The sequence below is a fragment of the Streptomyces sp. NPDC047108 genome, from assembly GCF_040643575.1.
Lineage (GTDB): Bacteria > Actinomycetota > Actinomycetes > Streptomycetales > Streptomycetaceae > Streptomyces.
Genome location: NZ_JBEYUP010000003.1, coordinates 567,350 through 591,920, shown reverse-complemented (window position 1 = coordinate 591,920; position 24,571 = coordinate 567,350). Strand labels below are relative to the sequence as shown.

Here is a 24,571-nt window from a genome sequence, read left to right as displayed (position 1 = left end):
GGAGACTGGAGGCATGACCTCCGCATCCCGTCCCGGTTCCGGCCCCTTCGGCCCGCTGGAGTTCACCCTCGTCCTGTTGCGGCGCATGGCCGACCACCAGCCGGGGCTCGCCGGGGACGCCGTGCGCGAACTCGGCGTCGGCAGGGCCGAGATGCGCGAGGCGAACCGCGTCTGGCAGGCCCGTGCGCACGGCCGCGGAGCGCGCACCGCCGTCAGCCGCTACCGCTCGGCGCTCGGCCGGCCCGAGGAGGTCCTGCCCCGGCGGATCGGTGACCTCGTCTGCGAGGCGCTCCGCTGGCGGCTGCCGCTGTGGCCGGATCTGCGTTTCGAGGTGGTCACCGGGCCCGGGGGCCAGGTGTGGAACGAGTGGCTCGTACGCGCTCCGGGCGCCCCGGGCCCGGAGCTGCGCTCGGCGGCGGACCTGCGGCCCTGGTGCTGCACGATCGACGAGGTGGCACGCGCCTTCGCCCCGGCGACGCCGAAGGAGGGCACGGCGCCCACGCGCTGGCAGCTCGTCTTCACGGCTCCCGAGGAGGAAGGATCGGAGGAACGGGTGCGCCACGTCGCCGAGTTCACGTGGGGACTGCTCCAGCGCCTCGACCCCTGAGGCGGACGTCGTGTGAGAGGGCTCGGGCGGGGCGGCCGCGACGGGACACAGGCCGCTTATGGCGCAGGAGGCCCGCGAGGCCGGGGAGGCCCGCGGGTGACACGCACAGGAGCGCGGGACGACCGGGTCCGACCCCCGACGCCCGGGCGGGACCGGACGGAACGACGGAGCGCGATCGCGCAACCGGGTGCGTCCGCCATGACCTGTCGGCGCACGCGATCGCGCAACCGGGTGCGTCCGCCATGACCTGTCGGCGCGGAGGCTCGTTGACCCGGGGTGACCAGTTCCGAGAGTGATCACCCGCTGTCCGCCGACCAGGTGCTGCAGGCTCTGGTGGGTCTCGGCGCCGAGCCCGTCGTCGACCCCGAGCTGCGCCCCGCGGGCCCGAGGCCCGAGGACCTGCCCGAGCTGCTGGGCGCGCTCCTGGCCACGGTCGAGACGGAGATCGCGGCGCGGATCCACCCGGCCGAGGACCCACCCACCGGCCTGCCCGAACTGATCGCCGGATGGAACGCGATGGTGGGCGACGACGGGCTGGGCCTGGCCGTGCTCGCCAACCGTCTGCAGCGCTCCGCCCTGGACACCCTGCAGGCGGAGAGCGCGGACGAGCCGGAGCCGTCCGCGATGGAGGCGGCCGGCAACGCCGTCGTGGCCGCAGCGAATCTGATCAGCGCCTACCTCAGCATGGGCGACGACCGCGAGGTGCGGCACAGCCTCGACGCCGCGGAGGGCTTCCTCGCCGAGGCGCTCGCCGGGCTGCACGACGCGCGCAGCGAGCTGACGGACGACGACCGGTAGCACGGCGACGTCCGGTAGCACGGCGACGTCCGGTAGCACGGCGACGGCCCGTGGCGCGGCCCTGAGCACACGAAACGACCGGCAGCACCAGACGCACCAGTTGCCCCGACTCCACCCTAATTACACCGACTCGTCACACATGCCCCCGTATCGCCACCGGCCGTTCCCCTCAGGCCCATTGACAGCTCCAGGGGTGCGTGAAACCGTTTCGCGAACTCGGCCGGACAACGTTGTCAGCTGCCGCGGCAGCACGCGAGCACAAGGGGTGGACCGATGCGACTCCGGTCAGTCTGGATCCGCGCGGTGTCGGCAGCGGTGGCGGCCGTCCTGCTCGTCACCGGGCTCCTCATCGGTGACGTCATCGGCCCGATGCGGAACGCGGCCGCCCACGCCGACAGCCCCGTCGACCTGGTGAACCCCTTCGTCGGCACCCAGAACTTCGGCAACACCTTCCCGGGCGCGAGCGCGCCCTTCGGCATGGTCCAGGTCAGTCCGGACACCGGCGGCCAGGGCGGCTACGACTACCAGCAGGACAAGATCCACGGCTTCAGCCAGACCCATCTGTCGGGGGTCGGCTGCGGTGTCTCGGGCGAGCTGCCGATCATGCCCACCACCGGCCCCGTCCGCAGCGTGGATCCCGACGACTACCGCTCGGCGTACTCCCACGCCGACGAGGAGGCCGAGCCCGGCTACTACCGCGTGGGGCTCAAGACCTACGGCATCGACGCCGAGCTGACCGCCACCCCGCGCACCGGCTGGCAGCGCTACGCGTTCCCGGCCGTCGGGTCGGCCAACGTCATGTTCAACACCGGCAAGGCCAACCAGGACGTGTTCGACTCCGAGGTGCGCGTCGTCGGCGACCGCACCGTCGAAGGCCGCGTCCGCGCGGGCAAGTTCTGCTCCGGCGACGACCGGCACACCGTGTACTTCACGGCCACCTTCGACCGTCCCTTCAAGGCCCACGGCACCTGGCGCGGCACCAAGCCCGAGCCCGGGAGCCGGCACGCGGAGGGCGAGGGGAGCAACGGCGCCTGGGTGTCGTTCGACGCGATATCCGACCGGGACGTCGTGGTGAAGACCGGCCTGTCGTACACCGGCATCGAGGGCGCCCGGAAGAACCTCCGGGCCGAGACGAAGGACTCCTACGACTTCGACGCCACGCGCGAGGCGCTCCGCGACACCTGGGCGAAGCAGCTCGACTCGGTGCGGATCGGCGGGGGTCCGCAGGAGCGGCGGAAGGCGTTCTACACCGCGCTCTACCACGCCCAGTTGCACCCGAACCTCGCCGGTGACGTGGACGGCCGCTACCGCGGCTTCGACGACGACGTCCACACCGCGTCCGGCTTCACGCCGTACCAGAACCTCTCCCTGTGGGACACCTATCGCCCGCAGAACCAGCTCCTGCAACTCCTCACGCCCAAGGTCGCCCGCGACGTCGCGCTGTCCGTCCTCGCCATCGGCCGGGACGGCGGCTGGCTGCCGCGCTGGGCGCTCGCCAACAGCGAGACCAACATCATGACCGGCGACCCGGTGACCCCCTTCCTCGTCGAGGCGTGGTCGAAGGGGCTCCTGAAGGGTCACGAGGACGAGGCGTACGCGATGCTGCGGAAGAACGCGACCAGTACGCCGCCCGCGGACTCGCCCTTCAACGGCCGCTCGGGCGTGGACCATTACGAGCAGCGCGGCTACCTCCCCTCCGGTCTGGAGATCGGCAAGGAGTGCGCCGACAAGGGCGGCGACAACGACTGCGACCACCCGGCATCGGCCACCCTGGAGTACGCGGCCGCCGACGCCTCGCTCGCCCTCATGGCGCGCGGACTCGGGCACGAGGCGGACGCGCGGATGTTCGCGGGCCGCGGCCAGTGGTACCGGAACCTGTGGGACTCCTCGACCGGCCACTTCCGACCGCGCACCGCCGACGGGACCTGGGTGACGCCGTACGACCCGGTCGCCGCGGGGCACCAGTTCCACGAGGGCGGCGCGTACCAGTACCAGTGGCTCGTGCCGCAGGACCCGGCCGGGCTCGTGTCGCTGATGGGCGGCAGGAAGGCGGCCGAGAAGCGGCTCGACGCGTTCTTCGCCCACGACAAGCTGCTCGAGGACCCGGCGGGCACGGCGCGCGAGGAGTGGATCTCCAAGCCGTACGACTACTACAGCAAGCCGACGTACAACCCGAACAACGAGCCGGATCTGCTCGCCCCGTACGTCTACCACTGGGCCGGTGCGCCGGCGAAGACGGCGGACGTGGTGCGGGCGGCGATGACGCTGTTCACCGACGGCCCGGACGGCATGACCGGCAACGACGACCTGGGCACCATGTCGGCCTGGTACGTCTTCTCCTCACTCGGCCTCTATCCGACGATGAACGGCGGTGACTTCCTCGCCCTGTCCAGCCCGCAGTTCCCGTCGGCGACGGTGCGCATCGGGCGCTACGGCGACGACCAGGGCGGGACTCTGAGGATCAAGGCACCCGGGGCGAGCGACTCCCAGCGGTACATCCGGAAGGCGACGCTGGACGGAAGGAACGTCACCACCTCCTGGCTGGGCTGGCGTTCACTCGCGCACGGCGGCTCCCTGGACCACACGCTCGGCGAGAAGCCGTCCTCGTGGGGCACCGCACCGGGCGCCGAACCCCCGTCCGTGGGCCGGGCCCCGGCCGACCCCCGCCGCCATGTGGACGCCTCGCTGCGCACGTCCGCCGACGCCGTCCCGCAGGGGAACACGGCCCGAACGGCCCGTCTGACGCTGGACGTTGCGGCCCAGGCGCCGGACCGGCTGCGCGTCTCGGTGTCGCCGAAGGCGCCGCCGGGCTGGAAGGTGACGGCCGCTCCGTCCTCGCCGATGGAGATCCGGTCCGGGCACGAGCCGGTGCAGAAGACGGTGGAGCTGGCGGTCACCGTCCCGGCCTCCACCCCCGTCGGCTCGTACCCCGTCCGCATCGACGTGACGGCGGAAGGCGCCGGCACCGTGACCCGGAACGCCGCGGTCGACGTGCGTCCGCCCGCGGCCTGCGCGGGGACCGCGGGCGCGAGTTGCGCGGTCGCCCTCGGCCCCGACCGCAACCACGACGGCTCGGCGACCTCGGGGCGCCCGGACGAGGGCGACTTCGACGGCCGGGGCTTCGCCTACGACGGAGAGCTGCTGCCGGAGGCCGGACCGGTCGTCTGGGACGGAAGTCTGTACGACGCCCCCGAATCCACCGGCAGCGCACCGGACTTCGTCGAGGCACGAGGCCAGACGTTGCTGCTGCCCGCACGCCGCCCCGGCTCGCTCCGCCTCGTCGCCGCCGCGCACAACGGCCCGGTGACGACCCGTCTGACGGTGCGCTACGAGGACGGCGGCCGCGCCGAGGTGCCGGTCACCGTCGGCGACTGGGCGGGCAAGGCACCCGACGGCAGTTCCGTCGCGCTGGAGATGCCGCACCGGATCAAGGCCGGCCAGGGCACCGACGCAAAGGCGGTCCGGCTGTTCGCGGACACCGCCGCACTGGACCGTTCCAGGACGGTCCGCTCGGTCGCCCTGCCCGACGACCCCCGGATCGGGATCTACGCGATCACCCTGACGTGAGCGGGCGGACGCGGAGGCTACGGGCGGGGCTTCCTGAAACCGCCGTACGCCATCGCGCCCGGCCCCGGCTGCCGTAGCGTTCAGGGCATGCAGGAGACGCTCCGGGGAGCACGGGTGACCTTGCGGCCGGCGAGCCGCGCCGACGTCTCCGTCCTCGCCCGCATCCGCAGCACACCCGAGGTCCACCGGCGCTGGGGCGGCGGGGAGGATCTGGAGGCCGCCGTCGCCGAGGACCTGCGCGACCCGGACACCACGACGTACGCGGTCCTGTCCGCGGGCCGCGTGATCGGCGCCATCCAGTGGGGCGAGGAGACCGACCCGGACTACCGCCACGCGAGCATCGACCTCTACCTCGACCCGGCCGTGCACGGACGCGGTCTGGGCACGGACGCGGTCCGTACGCTCGCCCGCCACCTGTTCGCCGACCGCGGCCACCACCGCATCGTCATCGACCCGGCGGCCGACAACACCGCCGCGATCCGCAGCTACGGCAAGGCGGGCTTCCGTCCGGTCGGCGTGATGCGCCGGTACGAGCGAGGGCCGGACGGGACCTGGCACGACGGCCTGCTGATGGATCTGCTCGCGGGCGAACTCGACGAGGGCTGACGCGCTGCCCATCCGGCGCTCAGGCGCGGCCGCTCTCGGGTACCGCCGGCGCCCAGGCGCGGCCGTGCGCCTGCTGCGGGCCGCGGGAGCCGACATGCCGCCCGCCTGTCCCCGGCCTACGCTCGGTGCATGTCCGGCCACACCACGAGCGGGAGCAGCGTATGAACCACGCAGATCTTCCTGCGCCGGCCGAGGGCCTGGTGCTCACGCACTTCATCACCGTCCGCGACGTGCCGCGCTCACGGGCCTTCTACGCCGAGGTGCTGGGCGGCACGGTGGTTCTGGAGGAGAACCCCTGCATCGTCAAGGTCGCCAACGGCTGGATCATCATGAACCCCGGCGGCGGGCCCACCGACGACAAGCCCGACGTCGTACTGCGCCCCCCGGAGGACCCCGCCACCGTCTCCAGCTTCCTCAACGTGCGGGTGGCGGACATCCAGGGCTTCTACGACGCCGCGCGCGCGAAGGGCGCCGAGTTCCTGACCCCGCCCCTCGACCGCCGTGCCGAGCTGCGCTGCTACATGCGCGACCCGGACGGCTACCTGATCGAGGTGGGCCAGGCGACGGGCATGCTCGAAGGCATCTACGCCCGCACCGACTGAACGCCCGAGGCGGGCAGCGGGCGGGGCCCGCCCCGGAGACGATCAGAGGCGCGAATCCGAGAGGTGCTGGTCCGTGACCCCGCCGGGGCAGGCGAACCGGGCGACGTCCCAGCCCGCGCGCCCGGCCCCGGCCTGGTAGGCGCTCTCGTAGAAGCCGAGCACGGCGGCGCGGGGATCGCTCTCCGCGCGGGCCGCGTCGTACCGCAGTACCGCCAGATGGCTGTCCTTGCGGGCCGCCCACTGCGCGGCCGGGGGCGTGAGCGGCTCCTCGGCCAGGCCCGGGGGCTCGGGGGCGGTGTAGGAGTAGAAGGCGGGCTCGGGAAAGGTGTCCTCCCCGAACCAGAAGCCGAAGCTGATCACTTCCCGTGAGTACGCCTCGCGCGTCACCGGGTCGGCGTCCGTCGGCTGATCGACGTGGGCGTCGGAGAAGCGGGTGTGGGCGAGGTCGAAGGTGTGCCAGAAGTGGTGGACCGGGCTGACCTTCCCCGAGAAGCGCGCCGCGAACTCCTCCAGGACCGCGGCCACCTGACTGAGCACCTGCCAGTAGCGGATGGCCCAGGCGGGGTCGTACGCCGCGTGCTCGGTGTCCTCGGCGAACGGCCGCCCGGTGTCGGGCAGATCGAAGGGCCGCGGGTGCTCAAGGGTCACCCGCACGTCCAGATCGGACAGCGCGGCCAGGGTGCTCTCGTGGAAGGAGGCCACGGACCGGCCGTACAGCGGGAAGGAGACGGCCCTGCCGTCCAGGGTGCTGACGATCAGCTGGTGGTCGACGAAGTCGAAGTCGATCGTGAAGAGCGGATTGCCGTCGGCCTGGCCCATCGGGCGGGTGGTGATGCCCCGTCCGGTCAGATGGAACGGAACGTTCCACCAGTGGTTGCGCCGCACGCTCGCGGCGAGGCGGATCTTGCCGATGACCTGCGCGTAGCGGTGCAGCGTCTCCTTGGTGTCCCGCCACTGGTCGTACGGGATCTCCGGGAACAGCTCCATGGCGTTCCCCTTCCTGCCCGTCCCTCCTGCGTCCCGGACCCTTCCATCATGACCGTCCGGGCGCGGGGCGGCACGTCGCGGAGTCCGGGCCGCCCATCGGCGTGGCCGCCCGGACTCCGCGGGACCGGGGGCTCAGATCCGCGACACGACGGCGGCGGTCCCGTAGGCGCACACCTCGGTGCCGACGCCGAGGGCTTCCTCGACGTCGAAGCGGAAACCGAGCACGGCATTGGCGCCGCGAGCACGTGCCTGCTCGATGAGGCGGTCCATCGCCTCGTTGCGGGACTGCACCAGTGTCTTGGTCAGACCGCGCAACTCACCGCCGACGAACGACTTCAGACTGGCACCGAGCTGGGCACCGGCATGCCGCGAACGCACCGTCAGGCCGAACACCTCGCCCACCACGGCGTCGACGCGGTGGCCCGGAAGGTCGTTGGTCGTGACGACGAGGACGTCGCTCGAGGGCTGGCCGCCACCGAATTCGTCGAGGCCCATGGCTGTTTCACTCCTAGAAGAACGATGGGGGTGTCACGGCACCCAGCGCGGCTGCTCGACGCGACCAGCGTGAAGTGCCCTGCGGTGGAGGGACCGTGAACAAGAACGGGAGTAAGTTACCGGCGGTATGAGGTAGTGAACCTGAGTACGTGTTGCTCAAACACATCTCCGACATGACGCTTTTGGACAGCACCGGAGGCCCTTTCAGCCGCTCCGCGACGCCGCCCGGCCCCAACTCCCCCCGCATCACGCACGGTCCGGCCACGAACGCACCCGCGCGCCCAGTCCCCGTCCGGCGTGGCTCATTCACCACTGCTCCCGCCAAACATGCGCTCTCGGTATCAGCCGGTCCGGGGCGGTTGGGGCGTGGCGTCGGCGCGTCCGGTGAGGACGTCGCGGACGGTCACGTCTTCGAGTTGGGCGGTGATGGCGTCGGCGATTGTTCGATCGAGTGCGGTGAGCGCGTTCTGGACGGTGCGGCCGGTGGCACACGCGGGGTCGGGTCCGTGCAGTCCCAGTACGGGGTCGGCGCCCTGGAGGAGGCGCCATATCTCGGCGAGCGTGATGTCCCGTGCGTCGGTGGCAAGTTCCCAGCCTCCGTGGACGCCGGGGCGTGACCGTACGAGTCCGGCGTTGCGCAGCGGGCCGAGCACCCGGCGCACATGGACCGCGTTGACCTTGGTGCTTTCGGAAAGTTCTCCCGAGCTCACGGGGCGGCCTGCGGCGCCCGCGAGATAGGTCAGCACGTGCACGGCGACGGCGAACTGGGTGTTGGTCGACCGGGCCATGGCTCCATCTTGCCATTTCGTAACCGTCATGGCTACAGTCAAATTCGTAATCACGATAGCTACAGATTGGATCGACGATGACGATCGCCATCACCGGAGCCTCCGGGCCCCTGGGACGCGCCGCCACTCGCTTCGCACTGCAGGCCGTCGATCCGCGGGAGATCGTGCTCGCGACTCGGCGTCCGGAGACGCTTGCCGACCTTGCCGACCGCGGCGCCGACGTCCGGCGGGTCGACTTCGGTGATCCGCTCACCCTCGCCACCGCGTTCAAGGGCGTGGACCGGCTCCTGCTCATATCGACCGATGCGGTCGGTGCGCGTCTCGAACAGCAGCGCGCGGCTGTGCGGGCCGCGGCTGACGCGGGCGTCCGGCACATCGTGTACACCTCCGTGCCGGAACCGGTGCCGGGGAACCCCGCGCGGGTGGTCGCCGACCATGCCGGCACGGAGCAGGCGCTGCGCGACAGCGGCCTGCGGTGGACGGTGCTGCGCAACAACCTCTACGCGCACCTGCAGGTGCCGGTCATCGAACGAGCAGTCGCCTCGGGCCGACTCGTGACCAACAGCGGCGCCGGGGCCACCGCGTATGTGACCCGGGAAGACTGCGCCGCGGCGGCGGCCGCGGTCCTGACCGGGGGCGGGCACGAGAATCTGGCATACGACGTCACCGGGCCCGAGGCGCTGAGCGGCGCCGCCCTCGCCGCCCTCGCACGCGAGATCGGCGGCCGTGACGTCGAACTCGTGAGCATCGACGACAACACGTCCACGGACGGGCTGCGGGCCGCCGGACTCCCGGAGGAGACCGCGGACCTCGTGACCTCTTTCGGCGCGGCGGCGCGCGAGGGCTATCTGGCAAACGTCAGCTCGGCGGTCGCCGACCTGACTGGACGTCAACCGATGGCTCTGGCCGATGTCGTCCGAGCGGCACTGACGTCCTGACCGCGGGACGGGCGGGGCGACGGCGGCTCGGCGGAGGCGGTGAGGTCCGGAGCCGGGCCGGCGGCATCGGCTCCGGCTCCGGACGCCACGCGCTGTCCGATCGCCCCGTTACCCCTCCCTGCTTGAACAGAGGAATTCGGAATTGGCCAAGAACAAGAAGAGAAACGGTGCCGATCCTGCGGTGGAGGACCCCGCGCGGAGTGCTTCGGTCCTGGTGATCCTTGCCCTTCTCGTCGCGCTCGGACCGCTGTCCACCGACGCGTATGTACCGGGCCTGCCCCGGCTCGCAGAGGATCTGGACAGCTCCGCGTCGAGGGTCCAGCTGACGGTGACGGCCTGCCTCGTCGGTCTGGCCGTCGGCCAGCTCGTGGCCGGCCCGATGAGCGATGCGCTCGGCAGGCGAAGACCGCTGCTGTTCGGACTCGCCGGGTACGCGGCGGCAGGCTTCTCGTGCGCCCTCGCCCCGAACGCGGAGATCCTCGTCCTCCTCCGGGGCCTGCAGGGGGCAAGCGGTGCCTTCGCTCTCGTCATCGCCTATGCGTACGTGCGTGACCTCCACACCGGGCGGGCGGCGGCACGGTACTTCTCGCTGCTGCTGCTGGTGACGGGCCTCGCGCCGATAGTCGCCCCGCTCGCGGGCGCCCAGATCCTGAGACAGTCGGGCTGGCGCGAGATCTTCGTCGCGCTCGCCGCGCTGAGTGTCGTGGTCTTCGTCGTATGCCTCATTGCGCTGCCGGAGAGCCACCCCGCGCACCGCCGTCGGCCCGGCGGTCTGCGAGCGGCCGGATCGGTGTACGGCCGGCTGCTGAGGGACCGGATTCTGATGGGGTACGCGCTCGCCAACGCGCTGGTGTTCGCGGCCATGTTCGTCTACATCTCGGGTTCCCCCTTCGTGCTCCAGCAGATCTACGGTCTGTCGCCGCAGCAGTACAGCGTCGTTTTCGCCATGAACGCCTTGGGACTCGTCGCCGCTGCCCAGGCGAACGGACGGGCCGTCCGCCGCGTCGGCGCCCGGCCGCTGCTGGGCTGCGGTGTGATCGGCTCGGCCTCCGGCAGTGTCGCCCTCCTCGTCCTCGCGCTCACCGGCGCGGGGCTGTGGCCGGTGCTCGCCGCCCTCTTCGTCGTGATCACGAGCGTGGGGCTCGTGCTGCCCAACACGCCCGCGCTGGCCCTGGAGAACCACGGCGCTCACGCCGGCGCCGCAGCGGCGCTGCTCGGCTGCGGCCAGTTCCTGTTCGGTGGCCTGGCCGCGCCCCTGGCAGGCGTGCACGGGCCCGGCGATGTGACACCCATGGCCGCGGTCATGGCCGCACTCACCGCCGCGGCGGCCGTCACCCTCGCCGTACTCGCACGTCCCCCGGCCGCGCACCGCCGCCGCCGATCCGGCGCAGGCGCCCCCGCCCTGCACGAACCGCCCAAGCCCGCCCATCACCTTCCGCGGTGACGGCGACGACCGTCGCACATCCGCAGACCCGTGTCCGAACAGTGGCGACCAGCCACATCAGGAGGCTCACCATGACCAGCCAGATCCCCACAGAAACGTTCCGCGTGCGTCGCCTGGCCTGGGCCGGCGTCGAGATCAGTCTCGGCGACACCAGCGTTCTCATCGACCCACTCGAACACGTCGAGCCGCTCGCTCCCGTCATGGGGTCACCGCGGCGGCCCGTGCCTGCCGTCGACAGCCCCTCCGGGACACACGCCCTGGTCACCCACCTGCACCCTGACCACTACGACCGGGAACTGATCGCCCGGCTCGCTCTCTCCGGCACCGTCGGCTGTCACACCCCGATCGCGCCGGAGCTCAGGGAGGCCGGCATCGACGTGATCCCGCAGGAGCTCGAACAGCCGCGCCGTGTCGGCTCCTTGACCGTGACGCCGGTCACCTCCCTGGACTGGAGGGGCGGCGACTGCGACCAGGTCGCCTGGATCGTGGCGGGCGGAGGCCGGCGGATCATCCACTGCGGTGACACCATGTGGCACGGCAACTGGTGGCAGATCGCCCGCGACCACGGCCCCTTCGATATCGCGTTCGTGCCCGTCAACGGCGTCATATGCCGCTTCGAGGGCTACGAAGCCGACGTACCCGTCACCATGACACCCGAGCAGGCAGTCGAGGCCGCCAAAGTCCTCGGCGCCTCCGCGGTCTGCGCGATGCACTACGGGCTCTTCCACAACCCGCCCGCCTACACCGAGCAGCCCGACATCGAGCGGCGCTTCCGCCGGGCCGCGGAGGCACGCGGCATCACCGCCATGATCGTGGACGACGGAGAACCTGTTCCGCTCCCGCCCGTAGGCAACTGAGTGCTGTCGTCCCTACTGTGGCTGCTCGTCGGGACGGCGCCTGCGCCACGGTCCTCTCCGACCGCTCCTCCCGCTTCCGCCGGAGGCGATCACGGGCCTTCGCCACCGACGCGGGCGCTGGGCGCCGTTGCTGGGTGCCGGTGTCTGTCGCGGCGGCGTACCCGGCCGTGGCCGCCGAGGCACTGCGCCGGCCGATCACGATCGCGGGGACGTCCCCCAGCGCATCCGGCAGTTGGGCGTTCGGCTCCGGCGCGGGGCGCCGGCGGCTGCAGGGCTTGGCCGATCGGGCCAGGTCGTGCAGGTGCTGACGCTCGGCCTCGTCCGGACGTAGGGCCCGGGCGATGCGTCCAGCACCCCTGACGAGACGTTGAGCGAATGCCCCAGTTCCAGCCAGGCGTACTACGAGGCGCTCACCCCGGCGAGCAGCGCGAGCTCCTCGGGGCGAAGGCCCGGCACGCGGCCGTGCTCCCCGTACGTGGGAGCCCCGACCTCGTCGGGCCGCAGCCGGGAGTGCCGAATCCATAGGAAGTCCCCGAGCTGTGTTTCCCGTTCATGACTCCGAGCATGGGTCGGCCCGCGCCTCACAGCCTTTCCCTGCCGGGGATAGGCACCAGCGGATCTGACTCCTCATCGCGAGCAGCGGCGAGGTGGGCCGCGCCGCTGCTCGCGCTCGTCCGGAAGGACGCCTGGAGCACCGCTGCCTGGCCGTCTGCTGCGGCTGCGGCGGGCGAGCCGTCGCCGGACTCTTGAGCAGCGGATTCGGTCCGTTGGGGCAAAGTCCTGGATCCACGCCCGCGTTGAGACGTTTCCTTAGGTCAGAAGCCTGCACAGTGGGGCGGGTGGGACTCGAACCCACGACCGACGGATTATGAGTCCGCTGCTCTAACCGGCTGAGCTACCGCCCCGTATCGGCGCGCCGCGCACACCTGTGCGCGCCGTCTGCCGCAGCATAGCTGCTCATAAGATCTGCCGCCCGTGTGGGCTGCAGTCACCTCGCTTGGATGACATCGATCACGGTGTCCGCGGTTCCCGCCCTCGCGATGTCATGAAAAAAGGCCCCGCGACCGGGGCCTTCATCGTGTGCTCCCCCGACTGGACTCGAACCAGTAACCTGCCGGTTAACAGCCGGCTGCTCTGCCAATTGAGCTACAGGGGACTGCTCCGCTCGGACCCGCCCGGATTGCTCTCCGGGGGCGTTCCCTCGCTGCGAGCAATACATTAGCGCATGCCAGGGGGTGCGCCGAAATCGGTATCCGCATCGGCACCCACCAGGCTGGGCATGCGCTCAGTAGGCATCGAGTGAAGGGTGGAAGCCATGCGGTACCGGCTCACGTTCATCTCCGGTCTCGCCGTCGGTTACGTGCTGGGAGCGCGGGCCGGGCGGGAGCGGTACGAGCAGCTCATGAAGTCCGCGCGGCAGGTCTCCCAGAACCCGGCGGTCCGCAACGCGGCGGAGGCCGCGGCGACGAACGGCCGGCGCGCCGCGTCGCGGGCCATGGAGTCGGTCGGCTCCAAGGTGGGTGACCGCCTGCCGGACGCCGTGACGGAGCGTGTGCGCTCTCTGCGCGACCAGCGGTCCCAGGAGGCCGACGACTGGGGCACCACGAACACCTAGAGCACCTCACCGGCCCGGGCCGAGCGCCCGGGCCGGGCCACGGCTCCCCCGCCTCCGCCCTTCCGTCGTGTGATCACGATCACGTCCGCCCCTCCGTCCCCGCGCTCAGCGGTTCCCGAGCGCGGCGTCCGAACGCCGCCGCATCCTCTCAACGCGGGCCCCCGCCACCCCCTCTCACGAGGCCGGACGGCATCCTGCCGCCCTCACCGGGCGTGCTCCCTGGTCGCACGGGCGGCCACCCGGCTCCCGCGACCTCGTTCCGACCCGGCCGCATCACCCCGTGTATGCGGCATCATCTGTCGGCATGGGGATAGTCGCCGGTCTGGACAGCTCTTACGGGTACACACGCATCGTCGTCTGCGACACCGACACGGGTGCCGTGCTCAGGCAGGGCTGTGCCCCGCATCCCCCCGAACCCGGACAGGCCGAGGACGAGGCCGGCGGCGCGAAGCGGACCGAGATCGATCCGCAGATGTGGCTGATGTCGCTCGGCGAGGCGGCGGCCGGCGGGGTCCTCGAAGGCGTGCAGGCCATCGGCGTCTCGGCCCAGCAGCACGGACTCGTACCGCTCGACGCCGAGGGTTCTCTCGTACGGCCCGCCCTGCTCGGCAACGACAAGCGCGCCCAGTCCGCCGCCGCCGATCTCATCGACGCGCTCGGCGGGCGGCCGGCGTGGGCCGAGGCCGTGGGGTCCGTGCCGACGGCCGCGCAGCCCGTCGCGAAACTGCGCTGGATGGCGCGGAACGAACCCGAGGCGGCCCAGCGCACGGCCGCCGTGCTGCAGCCGCACGACTGGCTGGTCTGGCAGCTGCTGGGCCGCCCGCCCCGTCAGACCACCGACCGCGGCGGGGCCTCGGGCACCGGCTACTGGTCGGCGGCCACCGGCGCCTACCGCCCGGACCTCGTGGAGCTGGCGCTGGGCCGTCCGGTGGCCCTGCCGGACGTCCTCGGCCCCTCCGAGCCCGCCGGGACCACACCCGAGGGGCTGCTGATCTCCGCCGGTACGGGCGAGACCATGGCCGCGTCCTTCGCGCTCGGCGTGGGCCTCGGCGACGTGGTGGTGTCGCTCGGTGCCTCGGGCTCGATCTTCGCCGTGCACCACGAGCCACTGGCGGACTCCACCGGCACCATCACCTCGTTCGCCGACGCGACCGGCATGCATCTGCCGGTCGTGCACACGCTCAACGCCGTACGCGTCCTGCGGGGCACCGCCGAGCTGCTCGGCACCGACCTCGACGGGCTGTCCGCGCTCGCGCTGAAGTCCACGCCCGGCTCGCACGGGCTGGTGCTGCTCCCCTACCTGGAGGGCGAGCGGACCCCGTACCTCCCGCACACCGCCGGGACGCTGGCGGGACTGCGGCGGGAGAGCATGAAGCCGGAGCATCTGGCGCGGGCGGCGTTCGAAGGCATGCTGTGCGGCCTGGCCGACGCGCTCGACGTGCTGCGGGGGCGCGGCGTCCAGGCGGGCGGGGAGGCCACGGGACGGGTGTTCCTCCTGGGCGGGGCGGCCGAACTGCCGGCCGTGCAGGCTCTGGCACCGGCCATCCTCGGCGGCCAGGTGATCGTTCCGCAGGCCGCCGACTACGCGGCCATCGGGGCGGCCCGCCAGGCGGCCTGGGCGCTCGGCGTGGCACAGGGCACGCTGTCGCCGCAGCAGCCACCGCTGTGGCAGGGGCCGTCGGCGCAGGTGTTCGACCCGGGTACGGGAGAGACGGCGGGCGAGCCGGGCGCGGACCTGGCGGTGGGTCACGCCGTGCGGCAGCAGTTCGCCGCGGTGCGCGAGGAGACCCACCCGGGCGCTTTCACGCGCGGCTGAAGGTGGGAAAACTCGTTTGACCTCAACCGAAGTTGAGGCGGCAGGGTGGTCCCGGCAGCGCAGTGCGCCTGCGCCGAACCGAAGAGGGATGCATGCTGATCCGACTCCTGCGGGCCCACCTGGGTCCGTACCGACGCACCATCGCCGTGCTGGTGCTCCTGCAACTCGTCCAGACGACGGCCACGCTCTACCTGCCGACGCTCAACGCCGACATCATCGACCAGGGCGTGGTGGCGGGCGACACCGGCTACATCCTGCGCTTCGGCGGGCTCATGCTCGCGATCAGCGTGGTCCAGGTCGTCGGCAACATCGGGGCCGTCTACTTCGGTGCACGCACCGCCGCCGCCCTGGGCCGTGACGTACGGGCCGCCGTCTTCGACCGGGTGCAGAGCTTCTCGGCGCGTGAGGTCGCGACGTTCGGGGCACCCTCGCTGATCACGCGCACCACCAACGACGTCCAGCAGGTCCAGATGCTGGTGGTCATGGCCTTCACGCTCATGGTCACCGCACCCATCATGTGTGTGGGCGGGATCGTGCTGGCGCTCGGTCAGGACGTGCCGCTGTCCGGGGTGCTGCTGGCGGTGGTGCCGGTCCTGGGCATCGCGGTGAGCCTGATCATCCGCAGGATGCGCCCGCTGTTCCGGACCATGCAGACCCGTATCGACACGGTCAACCGCGTGCTGCGGGAGCAGATCACCGGCAACCGCGTCATCCGGGCCTTCGTCCGCGACACCTACGAGCAGCAGCGCTTCGGCACGGCCAACCACGAGCTGACGGACGTGTCGCTGGCGACCGGACGGCTGATGGCGCTGATGTTCCCGACCGTGACCACGGTGGTGAACCTCTCCAGCGTCGCGGTGGTCTGGTTCGGCGCGCACCGGATCGCGAGCGGCGGGATGGAGATCGGCGCGCTGACCGCGTTCCTCGCCTATCTGATGCAGATCGTGATGGCGGTGATGATGGCCGCCTTCATGTTCATGATGGTGCCGCGGGCCGAGGTGTGCGCCGAGCGCATCCAGGAGGTGCTGGACACCCGGTCGAGCGTGGTGCCGCCGGCCGAGCCCGTCACCGAACTGGCCCGCCACGGCCACCTGGAGATCCGCGACGCCGACTTCCGCTACCCGGGCGCGGAGGCCCCCGTGCTGCACGGCATCTCGCTGGTCGCCCGGCCCGGCGAGACGACGGCCGTCATCGGCTCCACGGGCAGCGGCAAGTCGACGCTGCTCGGGCTCGTACCGCGGCTGTTCGACGCGACGGGCGGTGCGGTGCTCGTCGACGGAGAGGACGTACGGCGCCTGGAGCCCGCGCTCCTGGCCCGGACGGTGGGGATGGTGCCGCAGCGGCCGTACCTCTTCGCCGGCACCGTCGCCTCGAACCTGCGCTACGGGCGGCCCGGGGCGACCGACGACGAGCTGTGGCGCGCCCTGGAGGTGGCGCAGGCGAAGGACTTCGTCGAGCGGCTGGAGGGCGGGCTCGACGCGCCGGTCGCGCAGGGCGGTACGAACGTCTCCGGCGGGCAGCGGCAGCGGCTCGCGATCGCCCGCACCCTCGTGCAGCGCCCGGAGATCTACCTCTTCGACGACTCCTTCTCGGCCCTGGACTACGCGACGGACGCCGCGCTGCGCCTGGCGCTGGCCGAGGAGACGGCCCGGGCGACCGTGGTGATCGTCGCCCAGCGGGTGTCGACCATCCGCGACGCCGACCGGATCGTGGTGCTCGACGAGGGCCAGATCGTCGGAACCGGCCGGCACCACGATCTGATGCAGGACAACGAGACCTACCGGGAGATCGTGCTCTCCCAGCTCACGGAGGCCGAGGCGGCATGAGCGGCGGGGGACCGATGGCGCGCATGATGGGCGGGGGTCCCGTCCAGCGCTCGATGGACTTCAAGGGTTCGGGCAAACGGCTGCTGCGGCAGTTCCGTCCCGAACGGACCACGCTGATCGCGATGGTGTCGGCGCTGGTGTGCAGCGTCGGGTTCTCGGTGGCGGGGCCGAAGATCCTCGGTGACGCCACCAACCTGGTCTTCGCGGGGATCGTCGGACGGCAGATGCCGGACGGGCTCAGCAAGGACCAGGCGATCGAGGGCCTGAGGGACCGGGGCGACGACGGCGTCGCCGACATGCTCTCGGGCACGGACTTCCACCCGGGCCAGGGCATCGACTTCGGCGCGGTGGGCGGCGTCCTGCTGTTCGCGCTGGCGATCTTCGCCACGGCCGGGGTGCTGATGCTGGTCGCCACACGGCTCTCCAACCGGGCCGTCAACGGCACCGTGTTCCGGATGCGCGAGCAGGTGCAGGCGAAGCTGTCGCGGTTGCCGCTGTCGTACTTCGACCGGCAGAAGCGCGGCGAGGTCCTCAGCCGGGCCACCAACGACATCGACAACATCGCGCAGACGCTGCAGCAGACGCTGGGGCAGCTCGTCAACTCCCTGCTGACCATCGTCGGCGTGCTGGTGATGATGGTCTGGATCTCGCCGCTGCTGGCCCTGGTCGCGCTGGTGACCGTTCCGCTGTCGTTGACCGTCGCACGGCGGATCGGCAAGCGCGCGCAGCCGGAGTTCGTCCAGCAGTGGAAGACGACGGGCACGCTCAACGCCCATATCGAGGAGATGTACACCGGGCATGCGCTGGTGAAGGTCTTCGGTCGGCAGAAGGAGTCGGCCGCGGACTTCGCCGAACAGAACCAGGCGCTCTTCAAGGCCGGTTTCAAGGCGCAGTTCATCAGCGGCAGCATGCAGCCGCTGATGATGTTCGTGAGCAACATCAACTACGTGCTGGTGGCCGTGGTCGGCGGGCTGCGGGTCGCCTCGGGCGCGCTGTCGATCGGTGACGTGCAGGCGTTCGTCCAGTACTCGCGGCAGTTCTCGATGCCGCTGACACAGGTCGCCTCGATGGCGAACCTCGTGCAGTCCGGTGTCGCCTCCGCCGAGCGGATCTTCGAACTGCTCGACGCGGAGGAGCAGTCGCCCGACCCCGTCTCCGCGCCCGCGCTCCCGGTGCGCCGCGGCCGGGTCGCGCTGGAGGGCGTGTCCTTCCGCTACGAGGTGGACAAGCCGCTCATCGACGACCTGTCGCTCGCGGTCGAGCCGGGCCAGACGGTCGCGATCGTGGGCCCGACCGGCGCCGGCAAGACCACGCTCGTCAATCTGCTGATGCGGTTCTACGAGGTGAGCGGCGGCCGGATCACCATCGACGGGGTGGACACGGCGACGCTGCCGCGGGAGCACCTGAGGTCCGGGATCGGCATGGTGCTCCAGGACACCTGGCTGTTCGGCGGCACGATCGCGGAGAACATCGCGTACGGCGCCTCGCGCGAGGTGACCCGCGAGGAGATCGAGGAGGCGGCGCGGGCCGCGCACGCCGACCGCTTCATCCGCACCCTGCCCGACGGCTACGACACGGTCATCGAGGACGAGGGCTCGGGCGTCAGCGCGGGCGAGAAGCAACTCATCACCATCGCGCGGGCGTTCCTGTCCGATCCGGTGATCCTGGTGCTGGACGAGGCGACCAGTTCGGTGGACACCCGGACCGAGGTGCTGATCCAGCGGGCGATGGCCGGGCTGAGCCGGGGCAGGACGAGCTTCGTCATCGCGCACCGGCTGTCCACGATCCGCGACGCCGACGTGATCCTGGTGATGGAGAACGGCTCGATCGTGGAGCAGGGCACGCACGAAGTGCTGCTGACGTCGGGCGGCGCGTACGCGCGGCTGTACGCGGCCCAGTTCGCCCAGGCGGTCGCGGAGGTCGAATAGCCGCACCTGAGGCAGAACAGCCGTACGCGGTAGGGAAGTTGGAGGAGCGGGCGCCTGCCGGGCGCCCGCGCTCCGTCATTCCGCGCGGGTACGGGCGCCGCGGCCCGCCCCGGGAGGGGGCGTCAGCTCGGCCTTGTGCTCCTTCAGCTTGCGCCAGACGGTGCGAAGGGCCTCCAGGTCACCTTCGTCGAGGACTTCGGTGAAGACGGGGGCGAGGCAGGAGCGGCGGGTGGCGTCGGCCTGCTCGAAGAGTTCACGTCCCTCGGTGGTGAGGGCGACCTCGATGGAGCGCGCGTCCCGGTCGGAGGGGGTGCGGACGACCAGCCCGCGCTCCTGGAGCGCGTCCAGGACGCGCGAGACCTGGCTGCGGCTGAGCATGGTGCTGTTGCCCAGGACGGACGCCGGGACCGGGTCCTTCTGGGAGGCCAGCCACAGCATCACCTCGAACCAGGAGACCGGGAGACCGTGGGCCTTGTTGAGCGCCCGGTCGACGCGCTCGGTCAGGACGGTCCCGGCCCACACCAGGCCGTAGAAGGCGTGGTCGGCCGGGGGCATCTCCGCTTGGGTGAGCTTCCCTCTCGTCATGGAAGAAGATTCTACGGGTTGCGTGTGCGCACACGTAACGTAGCGATGTGCGCGCACGCTCCTCCCGCACGAAGGCCGCTGGGTCGCGTCCCGAACGAACGGAGGCCGGGCCCTCGAACGACCCGGCCTCCGGCGGTGTCACGGTGCTACGCGTCGCCTTCCGGCGGCTTGGGGCCGCCGAAGCCGTGCTCGGAGAGGTCGAACCAGTTCCCCTCCGGGTCCATCGCGCGGTACTCCGCGAACGGCCGGTCGGTGAAGCGTTCCGCGGGCTTGTCCGCACCCCGCTCGACGAGTGCGGCGGAAATGGCCTCGGTGTCGTCGACGTGGAAGCCGAAGTGGTTCATCCCCACGGGCGTCTCGCCGTCCAACTGGTGCTTGATGAGGGCCAGGGAGAGATATCCGTCGCTGAGGAAACAGCTTCCGTCCGGGTCGCGGTGGAAGAGCTCCATCGCGAAGACCTCGCCGTAGAAGGCGGCCAGGCGCTCCGGATCGCGGACGACGATGGCCAGATGGCGCAGCTTGGGCCTGGAGGTGGCAGTCATGCTGGAGGGCTCCTGGGGTGGGGGGTGGTCGGGGCTCACCGGTCGCCGGACGGGGCGACGGGGACCATGTTGTGGAACGCGGTGATCTGCCAAGCGCCGGTGTCCTCGGCCCGTTCGACGACGGCGAGGGCATGGGTGGAGACGAGCGGGGCCCCGTCCGTGCCCACGATCGACGACGTGGCGTTCACCGCGGCGAGACCGGGGCGCAGGGGGCGGATGCCGGTGACCCGCGCGTCGAGCGTCGTGCCCCGGTACGCCGTACGGAACAGCCGGTCGTGTCCGGCCGCGATGGCGTCGCGGCCCGGCGACTTCTCGCCCCGTACGGTGGTGAAGTCGCAGGTCTCCGAGAAGTTCGCCGCGAAGGACGCGGCGTCACCGGCGCCCCAGGACCGGGCCATCTCCTCCCACAGACCGTGGATGCGCTTCTCGTCGTCCGCCGTGATGGTCGTCGTCATGGTCACACCGTCGCTTCCGTGCCGCAGGGAATCCGGGGGCCGCCCGCGCCCACCAGCAACGGCAGTTGGGGGCAGGAGGGCTCCGGGCCGTTCGGGGTGTTCCGGCTGTTCCGGCTGTTCCGGCTGTTCCGGCTGTTCCGGCTGTTCCGGCTGTTCCGGCTGTTCCGATCGTGCTCGGGAAGAGGAGCCCAGGCGCCGAGTGCGTGGTAGAGCACTCCGTTCCGGCGCTCCAGATAACAGATGAGGTTCACCGGCCAGGCCGTGCCGCTGAAGAGGTATTCGTCCATGGGCGTCGGGCGCTCACTGAGAACGGCGCCCCGTTCCTGCGGCGGACCGATCCGGTGCCAGTCGGGGTGCATATGGATCGAGCCCAGGAGTTCCAGCCCGTCGTCGTCGGCCTGACGCGAGATCGCCAGCAGATCGCGGGAGTCGAACCACCAGCCCCGCGTCTCGTTCTCGTAGGCGGGGCCGAAGCGGGGGAGGATCGCTTCGGTGAACTCGCGCCGGGCGGCCGGGTCGCGCGTCCGCGCGTTGCGCCCGAACGCGATGTCCTCGATGTGCACCGTGCCGGGCCCGGTGCGGCCGAGGAGGAGTGCGAAACACGGGAGCGGGGCGTCGGGGGTGAGGCGGTCGTACTGCGTGACGGCGGCTCCGAGGAAGAGATCGAGCGCGCGGTCGTCCATCAGCACGGTGGGTGGGGTGGACAGGGATAAGGTGGGGGGTTTTGTCAAGGGCATGACAGACTTGTCTCCCTGAAATGGGCAGGGCCGGGATCTCCGACCATGCCCAGGAAAGGTCATGTGCAAGGAACAAATGACCGGTGAATGCGGTGAGTTGAGTTTATGTCAGCTCACCGGCCGACTCAATGATCCGTCCGCTTATCGAACGCGGACAAGGCCCGGTCGACCCGAAAAGGCCCGGTCAGTCCAAATAGCCGCGGAGTTGTTCCGCGAAGGCGTGCTCACGGAGCTTGTTGAGGGTCTTCGACTCGATCTGCCGTATCCGTTCCCGGGTCACACCGAAGATCCGGCCGATCTCCTCGAGCGTCCGCGGCCGGCCGTCGGCCAGCCCGTACCGCAGCTGGACGACCTTGCGCTCCCGCTCGCCGAGCGTGGAGAGCACCGCCTCCAAGTGCTCGCGCAGCAGCAGGAACGCGGCCGACTCCACAGGTGAGGTGGCGTCGCCGTCCTCGATGAGATCGCCGAGCGCGACATCGTCCTCCTCACCCACGGGGGCGTGCAGCGAGACCGGCTCCTGGGCGAGCCGCAGCACCTCGCTGACCCGCTCCTCGGTGAGGTCGAGATGGGCGGCGACCTCGTCCGGCGTCGGTTCGTAGCCGCGCTCCTGCAGCATGCGGCGCTGGACGCGGACGACCCGGTTGATCAGCTCGACGACATGGACGGGCACACGGATCGTACGGGCCTGGTCGGCGAGCGCGCGGGACATGGCCTGGCGGATCCACCAGGTGGCATACGTCGAGAACTTGAAGCCGCGGGCGTAGTCGAACTTCTCAACGGCCCTGATCAGGCCGAGATTGCCCTCCTGGACGAGGTCGAGCATGGTCAGACCGCGGCCGACGTAGCGCTTGGCGACGGAGACGACGAGGCGGAGATTGGCCTCGATGAGGCGGCGCTTGGCCATCCGGCCGAGGACGACGAGCTTGTCGAGGTCGACCGCGAGCTGGGAGTCGAGGTCGGGGGTGGTGCTCAGCTTCTCCTCGGCGAAGAGGCCCGCCTCCACCCGGCGGGCCAGCTCGACCTCCTCGGCCGCCGAGAGCAGCGGGATCCGGCCGATCTCACGCAGATACTGGCGGAACAGGTCGGACGAGGGTCCGCCGGACTCGACCACGCGCAGCGGCGCCGGCGGGCCGGTCTCCTCGGCGAGGATCCCCGCCGCCATCTCGGCGACCTCGCCCGCCTCGGGCGCCGGGTCGCGCGGTACGAGGTCACCGGGTACGGGGTCACCACCCTGTACGAGGTCACTGCCCGGCAGGGGGCCGCCCTCCGCTTCCGGATGGTGCGGGGCGATCTCCTGCGGCGGCATCAGGGTGGCCTCGCCGTTCAGGGTCCGGGTCTGCACGGGCGCGACCTCCAGGGTGAGCGCTGCCGGATCAGGGCCATGCGGCTGAGGAACGGTTGCGGCCGGGCCGCGGTCCGTCCCGTCCGTCTGAAGCGGATCGGCAGGGGGCTCCGGTTCCGACCGTCCGGGCCCGCCGCGCTCCGATGACTCAGGCACCGCCCCCAGTGTGGGGTACGACACGCGCCTGCCACGAGAGGGCTGCGCCCACTTTCTCAGCGGATTGTGACCCCGCGCGTCCGGTCGATTACAGCAACTCGCCCTGGTTTGCGGGGTGATGACGTGAAGGTGCCGGTGACCGACGTCGTGGGCGGACGCCGGTGACCAACGCCGTCAGCCGCACAGCTAGTGCGCGTCAGTCAACGTTCGCTCCGCTCGCCGCCCTGGCACGCTCACCCAGCTACTGCTGGGAGGTGCCCCCACGCCGTTTTGGCCGAAAACCGAGCAGGCCCACTACGAGGGCTTCCGGCCGCCTCGCGATCGCACGCACCAGGACGCCTCGCTACCGGGCGAACCTTGGCTGACGCGGCACTAGGGTCCGTCTTCAAACGGATCTTGCCCAGAGCAGCAACGACGCGAGTGTGACCGCTGCTTCGTATGAGGTGGCGGTCTTCTCGTATCTGGTGGCGATGCCGCGGAAGCCCTCGAGGCGGTTGAAGCAGCGCTCGAGGATGTTGCGCCGGCGGTAGATCAGCGGAGCGAGTATCTACCACTCCTGGTCGGTGAGTTCATGACGGCGTATCACCCCACCATGATCCACCATCCGGTGATCGTTTGAAGACGGACCCTAGTTCTCCGGAGCCCCAGTTGACGGTCTCAGATCTTGGATGCGGATCTGCGACGTCAGCAGCTGCCGGAACCGCTCGCGGTCTCCCGCTACGTACGCGCTACACAGCGCCAGCCCTGTCGGATACGCCACGATGTAGGTTCGCGATGCCGGATCCTTGTAGAAGCGGATCAGGTGGTCGGCGAGCTTTGGCGTCATCAGGCCCCACCGTTGCAGGTACGCGTGCACCTCTGCCTCATGTGCACCCATCTCGTGCAGCATGAGCGCCCCGTTGACCTCGGCCCAGCGGCATGGCTGAAACGCCGCCTCGACGGCGATCGCGTGTTCAAGGTCGAACGGAATCCCCGCGTCGTGGACGACTCGCGCAAACGCTGGACCGGCTTCGCTGTTGAGTACGAGGTGCGGCGCGACCTCGGCGATACCCTCGGTGATGAGCGACTGCGGGGACGCCACCATCACGATCGACTCCTCCAGCAGCGCGCCACGGTCGACCAGCAGGTGCTCCTTGGCGACCCGCTCGGCCTGGTGCCCCGGGTATGTCTCGTGCAATGCCAGGTGCAGCAGTTCCATCACCGACTTCGGCATGTCGACGTTGATGTAGACGGTGCCGCGCAGGTCGCCGGCGTATTCGAGGAAGCCCAGCCACGGCTTGTCGTGCACAACCTCCAGGTCGATGCCCTCGCCGTCGGGCAGCTCGATCAGATCGCTCGTCCACGCGCGCGCTTCGGCGATGACATCGGCGAACAGGGTCTCGATCCGTTCGGGCGGTACCATGATCGACTGCTGCCATCGTTCGTAGCGCTCTGCAAGGGTCCCCGTGCCAGGCAGCAGTTCTGCCAGCTGTACGTGCGCGTCGATGAAGTGCGTTTCATCGGTGTGCCGTGGACGCACGCCGTAGCAACCCTCCACCTCGTCCGCGTAGCCTCGGGCCTCGCCGGCGAGCACGCCGGCATACGTACGCAGCGCCATGACCTGGTCGCGCAGCCAGCACTCATCGAGGACCTCAAGGAGCGCCTGCGCGGAGGACACGAGCTCCCGCGGCGCGGACAGCGGCTCGGCATCGATGGCGGCTTTGAGCTCCGGAGGACCGAAGTACGCGTCGACCACGCCGTCGTCGTGGCGGCCAAGCCGCAAGCCCAACCGAACGTAACGCTCCGCGACGTTTTCGGTCACGGCACGAGTCGATCCCCGGTCTGGACCGTCCTGTCCTCGGGTGGTCACGCTGCCTCCCGCTCGGGCGTTCGATCAGTTT

At 70.9% G+C, this 24,571-nt stretch carries 21 protein-coding genes, 2 tRNA genes and 1 pseudogene; 12 read left to right on the top strand and 12 right to left on the bottom strand.

The annotated features are described in order from the left end of the window. Nucleotides 1-13: 13 nt before the first annotated feature. The 5 genes from ABZ822_RS10750 to ABZ822_RS10730 all read left to right on the top strand — a co-directional run bounded on the left by ABZ822_RS10750 (nucleotide 14) and on the right by ABZ822_RS10730 (nucleotide 6,180). Complete coding sequence (locus ABZ822_RS10750) at nucleotides 14-607, top strand: hypothetical protein (RefSeq protein WP_360850149.1); 594 nt, start codon at nucleotides 14-16, stop codon at nucleotides 605-607. Between the two features lie 276 nt (nucleotides 608-883). Continuing rightward, on the top strand, nucleotides 884-1,405 hold the full coding sequence (locus ABZ822_RS10745) for a hypothetical protein (protein ID WP_360850146.1): 522 nt from the start codon (nucleotides 884-886) through the stop codon (nucleotides 1,403-1,405). 273 nt (nucleotides 1,406-1,678) lie between these two features. Next, entirely contained in the window at nucleotides 1,679-4,972 is a 3,294-nt protein-coding gene (locus ABZ822_RS10740) for a GH92 family glycosyl hydrolase (protein ID WP_360850143.1), read from the top strand. A gap of 87 nt (nucleotides 4,973-5,059) precedes the next feature. Then, nucleotides 5,060-5,578 (top strand): GNAT family protein, encoded by a 519-nt coding sequence (locus tag ABZ822_RS10735; protein WP_360850140.1) that lies wholly within the window; start codon nucleotides 5,060-5,062, stop codon nucleotides 5,576-5,578. A gap of 161 nt (nucleotides 5,579-5,739) precedes the next feature. Then, entirely contained in the window at nucleotides 5,740-6,180 is a 441-nt protein-coding gene (locus tag ABZ822_RS10730) for a VOC family protein (RefSeq protein ID WP_360850137.1), read from the top strand. Nucleotides 6,181-6,222: 42 nt separating this feature from the next. On the opposite strand, the gene ABZ822_RS10725 is transcribed toward ABZ822_RS10730, so the two are convergent. The 3 genes from ABZ822_RS10725 to ABZ822_RS10715 all read right to left on the bottom strand — a co-directional run bounded on the left by ABZ822_RS10725 (nucleotide 6,223) and on the right by ABZ822_RS10715 (nucleotide 8,450). Continuing rightward, on the bottom strand, nucleotides 6,223-7,167 hold the full coding sequence (locus ABZ822_RS10725) for a DUF5996 family protein (RefSeq protein ID WP_360850135.1): 945 nt from the start codon (nucleotides 7,165-7,167) through the stop codon (nucleotides 6,223-6,225). Nucleotides 7,168-7,299: 132 nt separating this feature from the next. After that, nucleotides 7,300-7,662 carry a YbjQ family protein gene (locus tag ABZ822_RS10720; RefSeq protein WP_360850132.1) on the bottom strand — a complete coding sequence of 121 codons (363 nt, stop codon included), beginning with the start codon at nucleotides 7,660-7,662 and terminating at the stop codon, nucleotides 7,300-7,302. A 341-nt stretch (nucleotides 7,663-8,003) separates the two neighbouring features. Then, the gene (locus ABZ822_RS10715) at nucleotides 8,004-8,450 is read right to left on the bottom strand and encodes an Rrf2 family transcriptional regulator (protein ID WP_360850129.1); all 447 of its coding nucleotides are present in this window, start codon (nucleotides 8,448-8,450) and stop codon (nucleotides 8,004-8,006) included. A gap of 77 nt (nucleotides 8,451-8,527) precedes the next feature. Between ABZ822_RS10715 and ABZ822_RS10710 the strand changes: the two genes are divergently transcribed. The 3 genes from ABZ822_RS10710 to ABZ822_RS10700 all read left to right on the top strand — a co-directional run bounded on the left by ABZ822_RS10710 (nucleotide 8,528) and on the right by ABZ822_RS10700 (nucleotide 11,689). Further along, a complete protein-coding gene (locus ABZ822_RS10710; protein ID WP_360850126.1) occupies nucleotides 8,528-9,388 on the top strand; it encodes an NAD(P)H-binding protein in 861 nt (286 codons plus the stop codon). Between the two features lie 142 nt (nucleotides 9,389-9,530). After that, entirely contained in the window at nucleotides 9,531-10,832 is a 1,302-nt protein-coding gene (locus ABZ822_RS10705) for a multidrug effflux MFS transporter (protein WP_360850123.1), read from the top strand. Nucleotides 10,833-10,903: 71 nt separating this feature from the next. Continuing rightward, nucleotides 10,904-11,689, top strand: coding sequence for an MBL fold metallo-hydrolase (locus ABZ822_RS10700; protein ID WP_360850120.1), 786 nt, complete (start codon nucleotides 10,904-10,906; stop codon nucleotides 11,687-11,689). A gap of 831 nt (nucleotides 11,690-12,520) precedes the next feature. On the opposite strand, the gene ABZ822_RS10695 is transcribed toward ABZ822_RS10700, so the two are convergent. Further along, a tRNA-Ile gene (locus ABZ822_RS10695) sits at nucleotides 12,521-12,594 on the bottom strand. Between the two features lie 178 nt (nucleotides 12,595-12,772). Beyond that, nucleotides 12,773-12,845: transfer RNA gene (locus ABZ822_RS10690), tRNA-Asn, on the bottom strand. Between the two features lie 159 nt (nucleotides 12,846-13,004). Between ABZ822_RS10690 and ABZ822_RS10685 the strand changes: the two genes are divergently transcribed. From ABZ822_RS10685 to ABZ822_RS10670, 4 genes are all read left to right on the top strand, one after another. Further along, nucleotides 13,005-13,304, top strand: coding sequence for a YtxH domain-containing protein (locus tag ABZ822_RS10685; protein WP_360850117.1), 300 nt, complete (start codon nucleotides 13,005-13,007; stop codon nucleotides 13,302-13,304). Nucleotides 13,305-13,608: 304 nt separating this feature from the next. After that, entirely contained in the window at nucleotides 13,609-15,120 is a 1,512-nt protein-coding gene (locus ABZ822_RS10680) for an FGGY family carbohydrate kinase (protein ID WP_360850114.1), read from the top strand. Between the two features lie 92 nt (nucleotides 15,121-15,212). Next, nucleotides 15,213-16,946, top strand: coding sequence for an ABC transporter ATP-binding protein (locus tag ABZ822_RS10675; protein WP_360850111.1), 1,734 nt, complete (start codon nucleotides 15,213-15,215; stop codon nucleotides 16,944-16,946). Next, complete coding sequence (locus ABZ822_RS10670) at nucleotides 16,943-18,874, top strand: ABC transporter ATP-binding protein (RefSeq protein WP_360850108.1); 1,932 nt, start codon at nucleotides 16,943-16,945, stop codon at nucleotides 18,872-18,874. The genes ABZ822_RS10675 and ABZ822_RS10670 overlap by 4 nt, the downstream gene beginning before the upstream one ends. A 75-nt stretch (nucleotides 18,875-18,949) precedes the next feature. On the opposite strand, the gene ABZ822_RS10665 is transcribed toward ABZ822_RS10670, so the two are convergent. The 7 genes and pseudogenes from ABZ822_RS10665 to ABZ822_RS10635 form a co-directional block, all read right to left on the bottom strand. Beyond that, complete coding sequence (locus tag ABZ822_RS10665) at nucleotides 18,950-19,459, bottom strand: MarR family transcriptional regulator (protein ID WP_360850105.1); 510 nt, start codon at nucleotides 19,457-19,459, stop codon at nucleotides 18,950-18,952. Nucleotides 19,460-19,605: 146 nt separating this feature from the next. Further along, entirely contained in the window at nucleotides 19,606-20,001 is a 396-nt protein-coding gene (locus ABZ822_RS10660; protein WP_360850102.1) for a VOC family protein, read from the bottom strand. 35 nt (nucleotides 20,002-20,036) lie between these two features. After that, the gene (locus tag ABZ822_RS10655) at nucleotides 20,037-20,456 is read right to left on the bottom strand and encodes an SgcJ/EcaC family oxidoreductase (RefSeq protein ID WP_360850099.1); all 420 of its coding nucleotides are present in this window, start codon (nucleotides 20,454-20,456) and stop codon (nucleotides 20,037-20,039) included. Nucleotides 20,457-20,458: 2 nt separating this feature from the next. Then, the gene (locus tag ABZ822_RS10650) at nucleotides 20,459-21,139 is read right to left on the bottom strand and encodes a hypothetical protein (protein ID WP_360850499.1); all 681 of its coding nucleotides are present in this window, start codon (nucleotides 21,137-21,139) and stop codon (nucleotides 20,459-20,461) included. A gap of 238 nt (nucleotides 21,140-21,377) precedes the next feature. Next, nucleotides 21,378-22,691, bottom strand: a complete 1,314-nt coding sequence (locus ABZ822_RS10645; RefSeq protein ID WP_360850096.1) for a sigma-70 family RNA polymerase sigma factor — start codon at nucleotides 22,689-22,691, stop codon at nucleotides 21,378-21,380. A gap of 385 nt (nucleotides 22,692-23,076) precedes the next feature. Continuing rightward, nucleotides 23,077-23,220, bottom strand: a pseudogene (locus ABZ822_RS10640) (IS5/IS1182 family transposase); the annotation flags it as partial. A 99-nt stretch (nucleotides 23,221-23,319) separates the two neighbouring features. Continuing rightward, on the bottom strand, nucleotides 23,320-24,492 hold the full coding sequence (locus ABZ822_RS10635) for a hypothetical protein (protein WP_360850093.1): 1,173 nt from the start codon (nucleotides 24,490-24,492) through the stop codon (nucleotides 23,320-23,322). Nucleotides 24,493-24,571 lie beyond the last annotated feature (79 nt).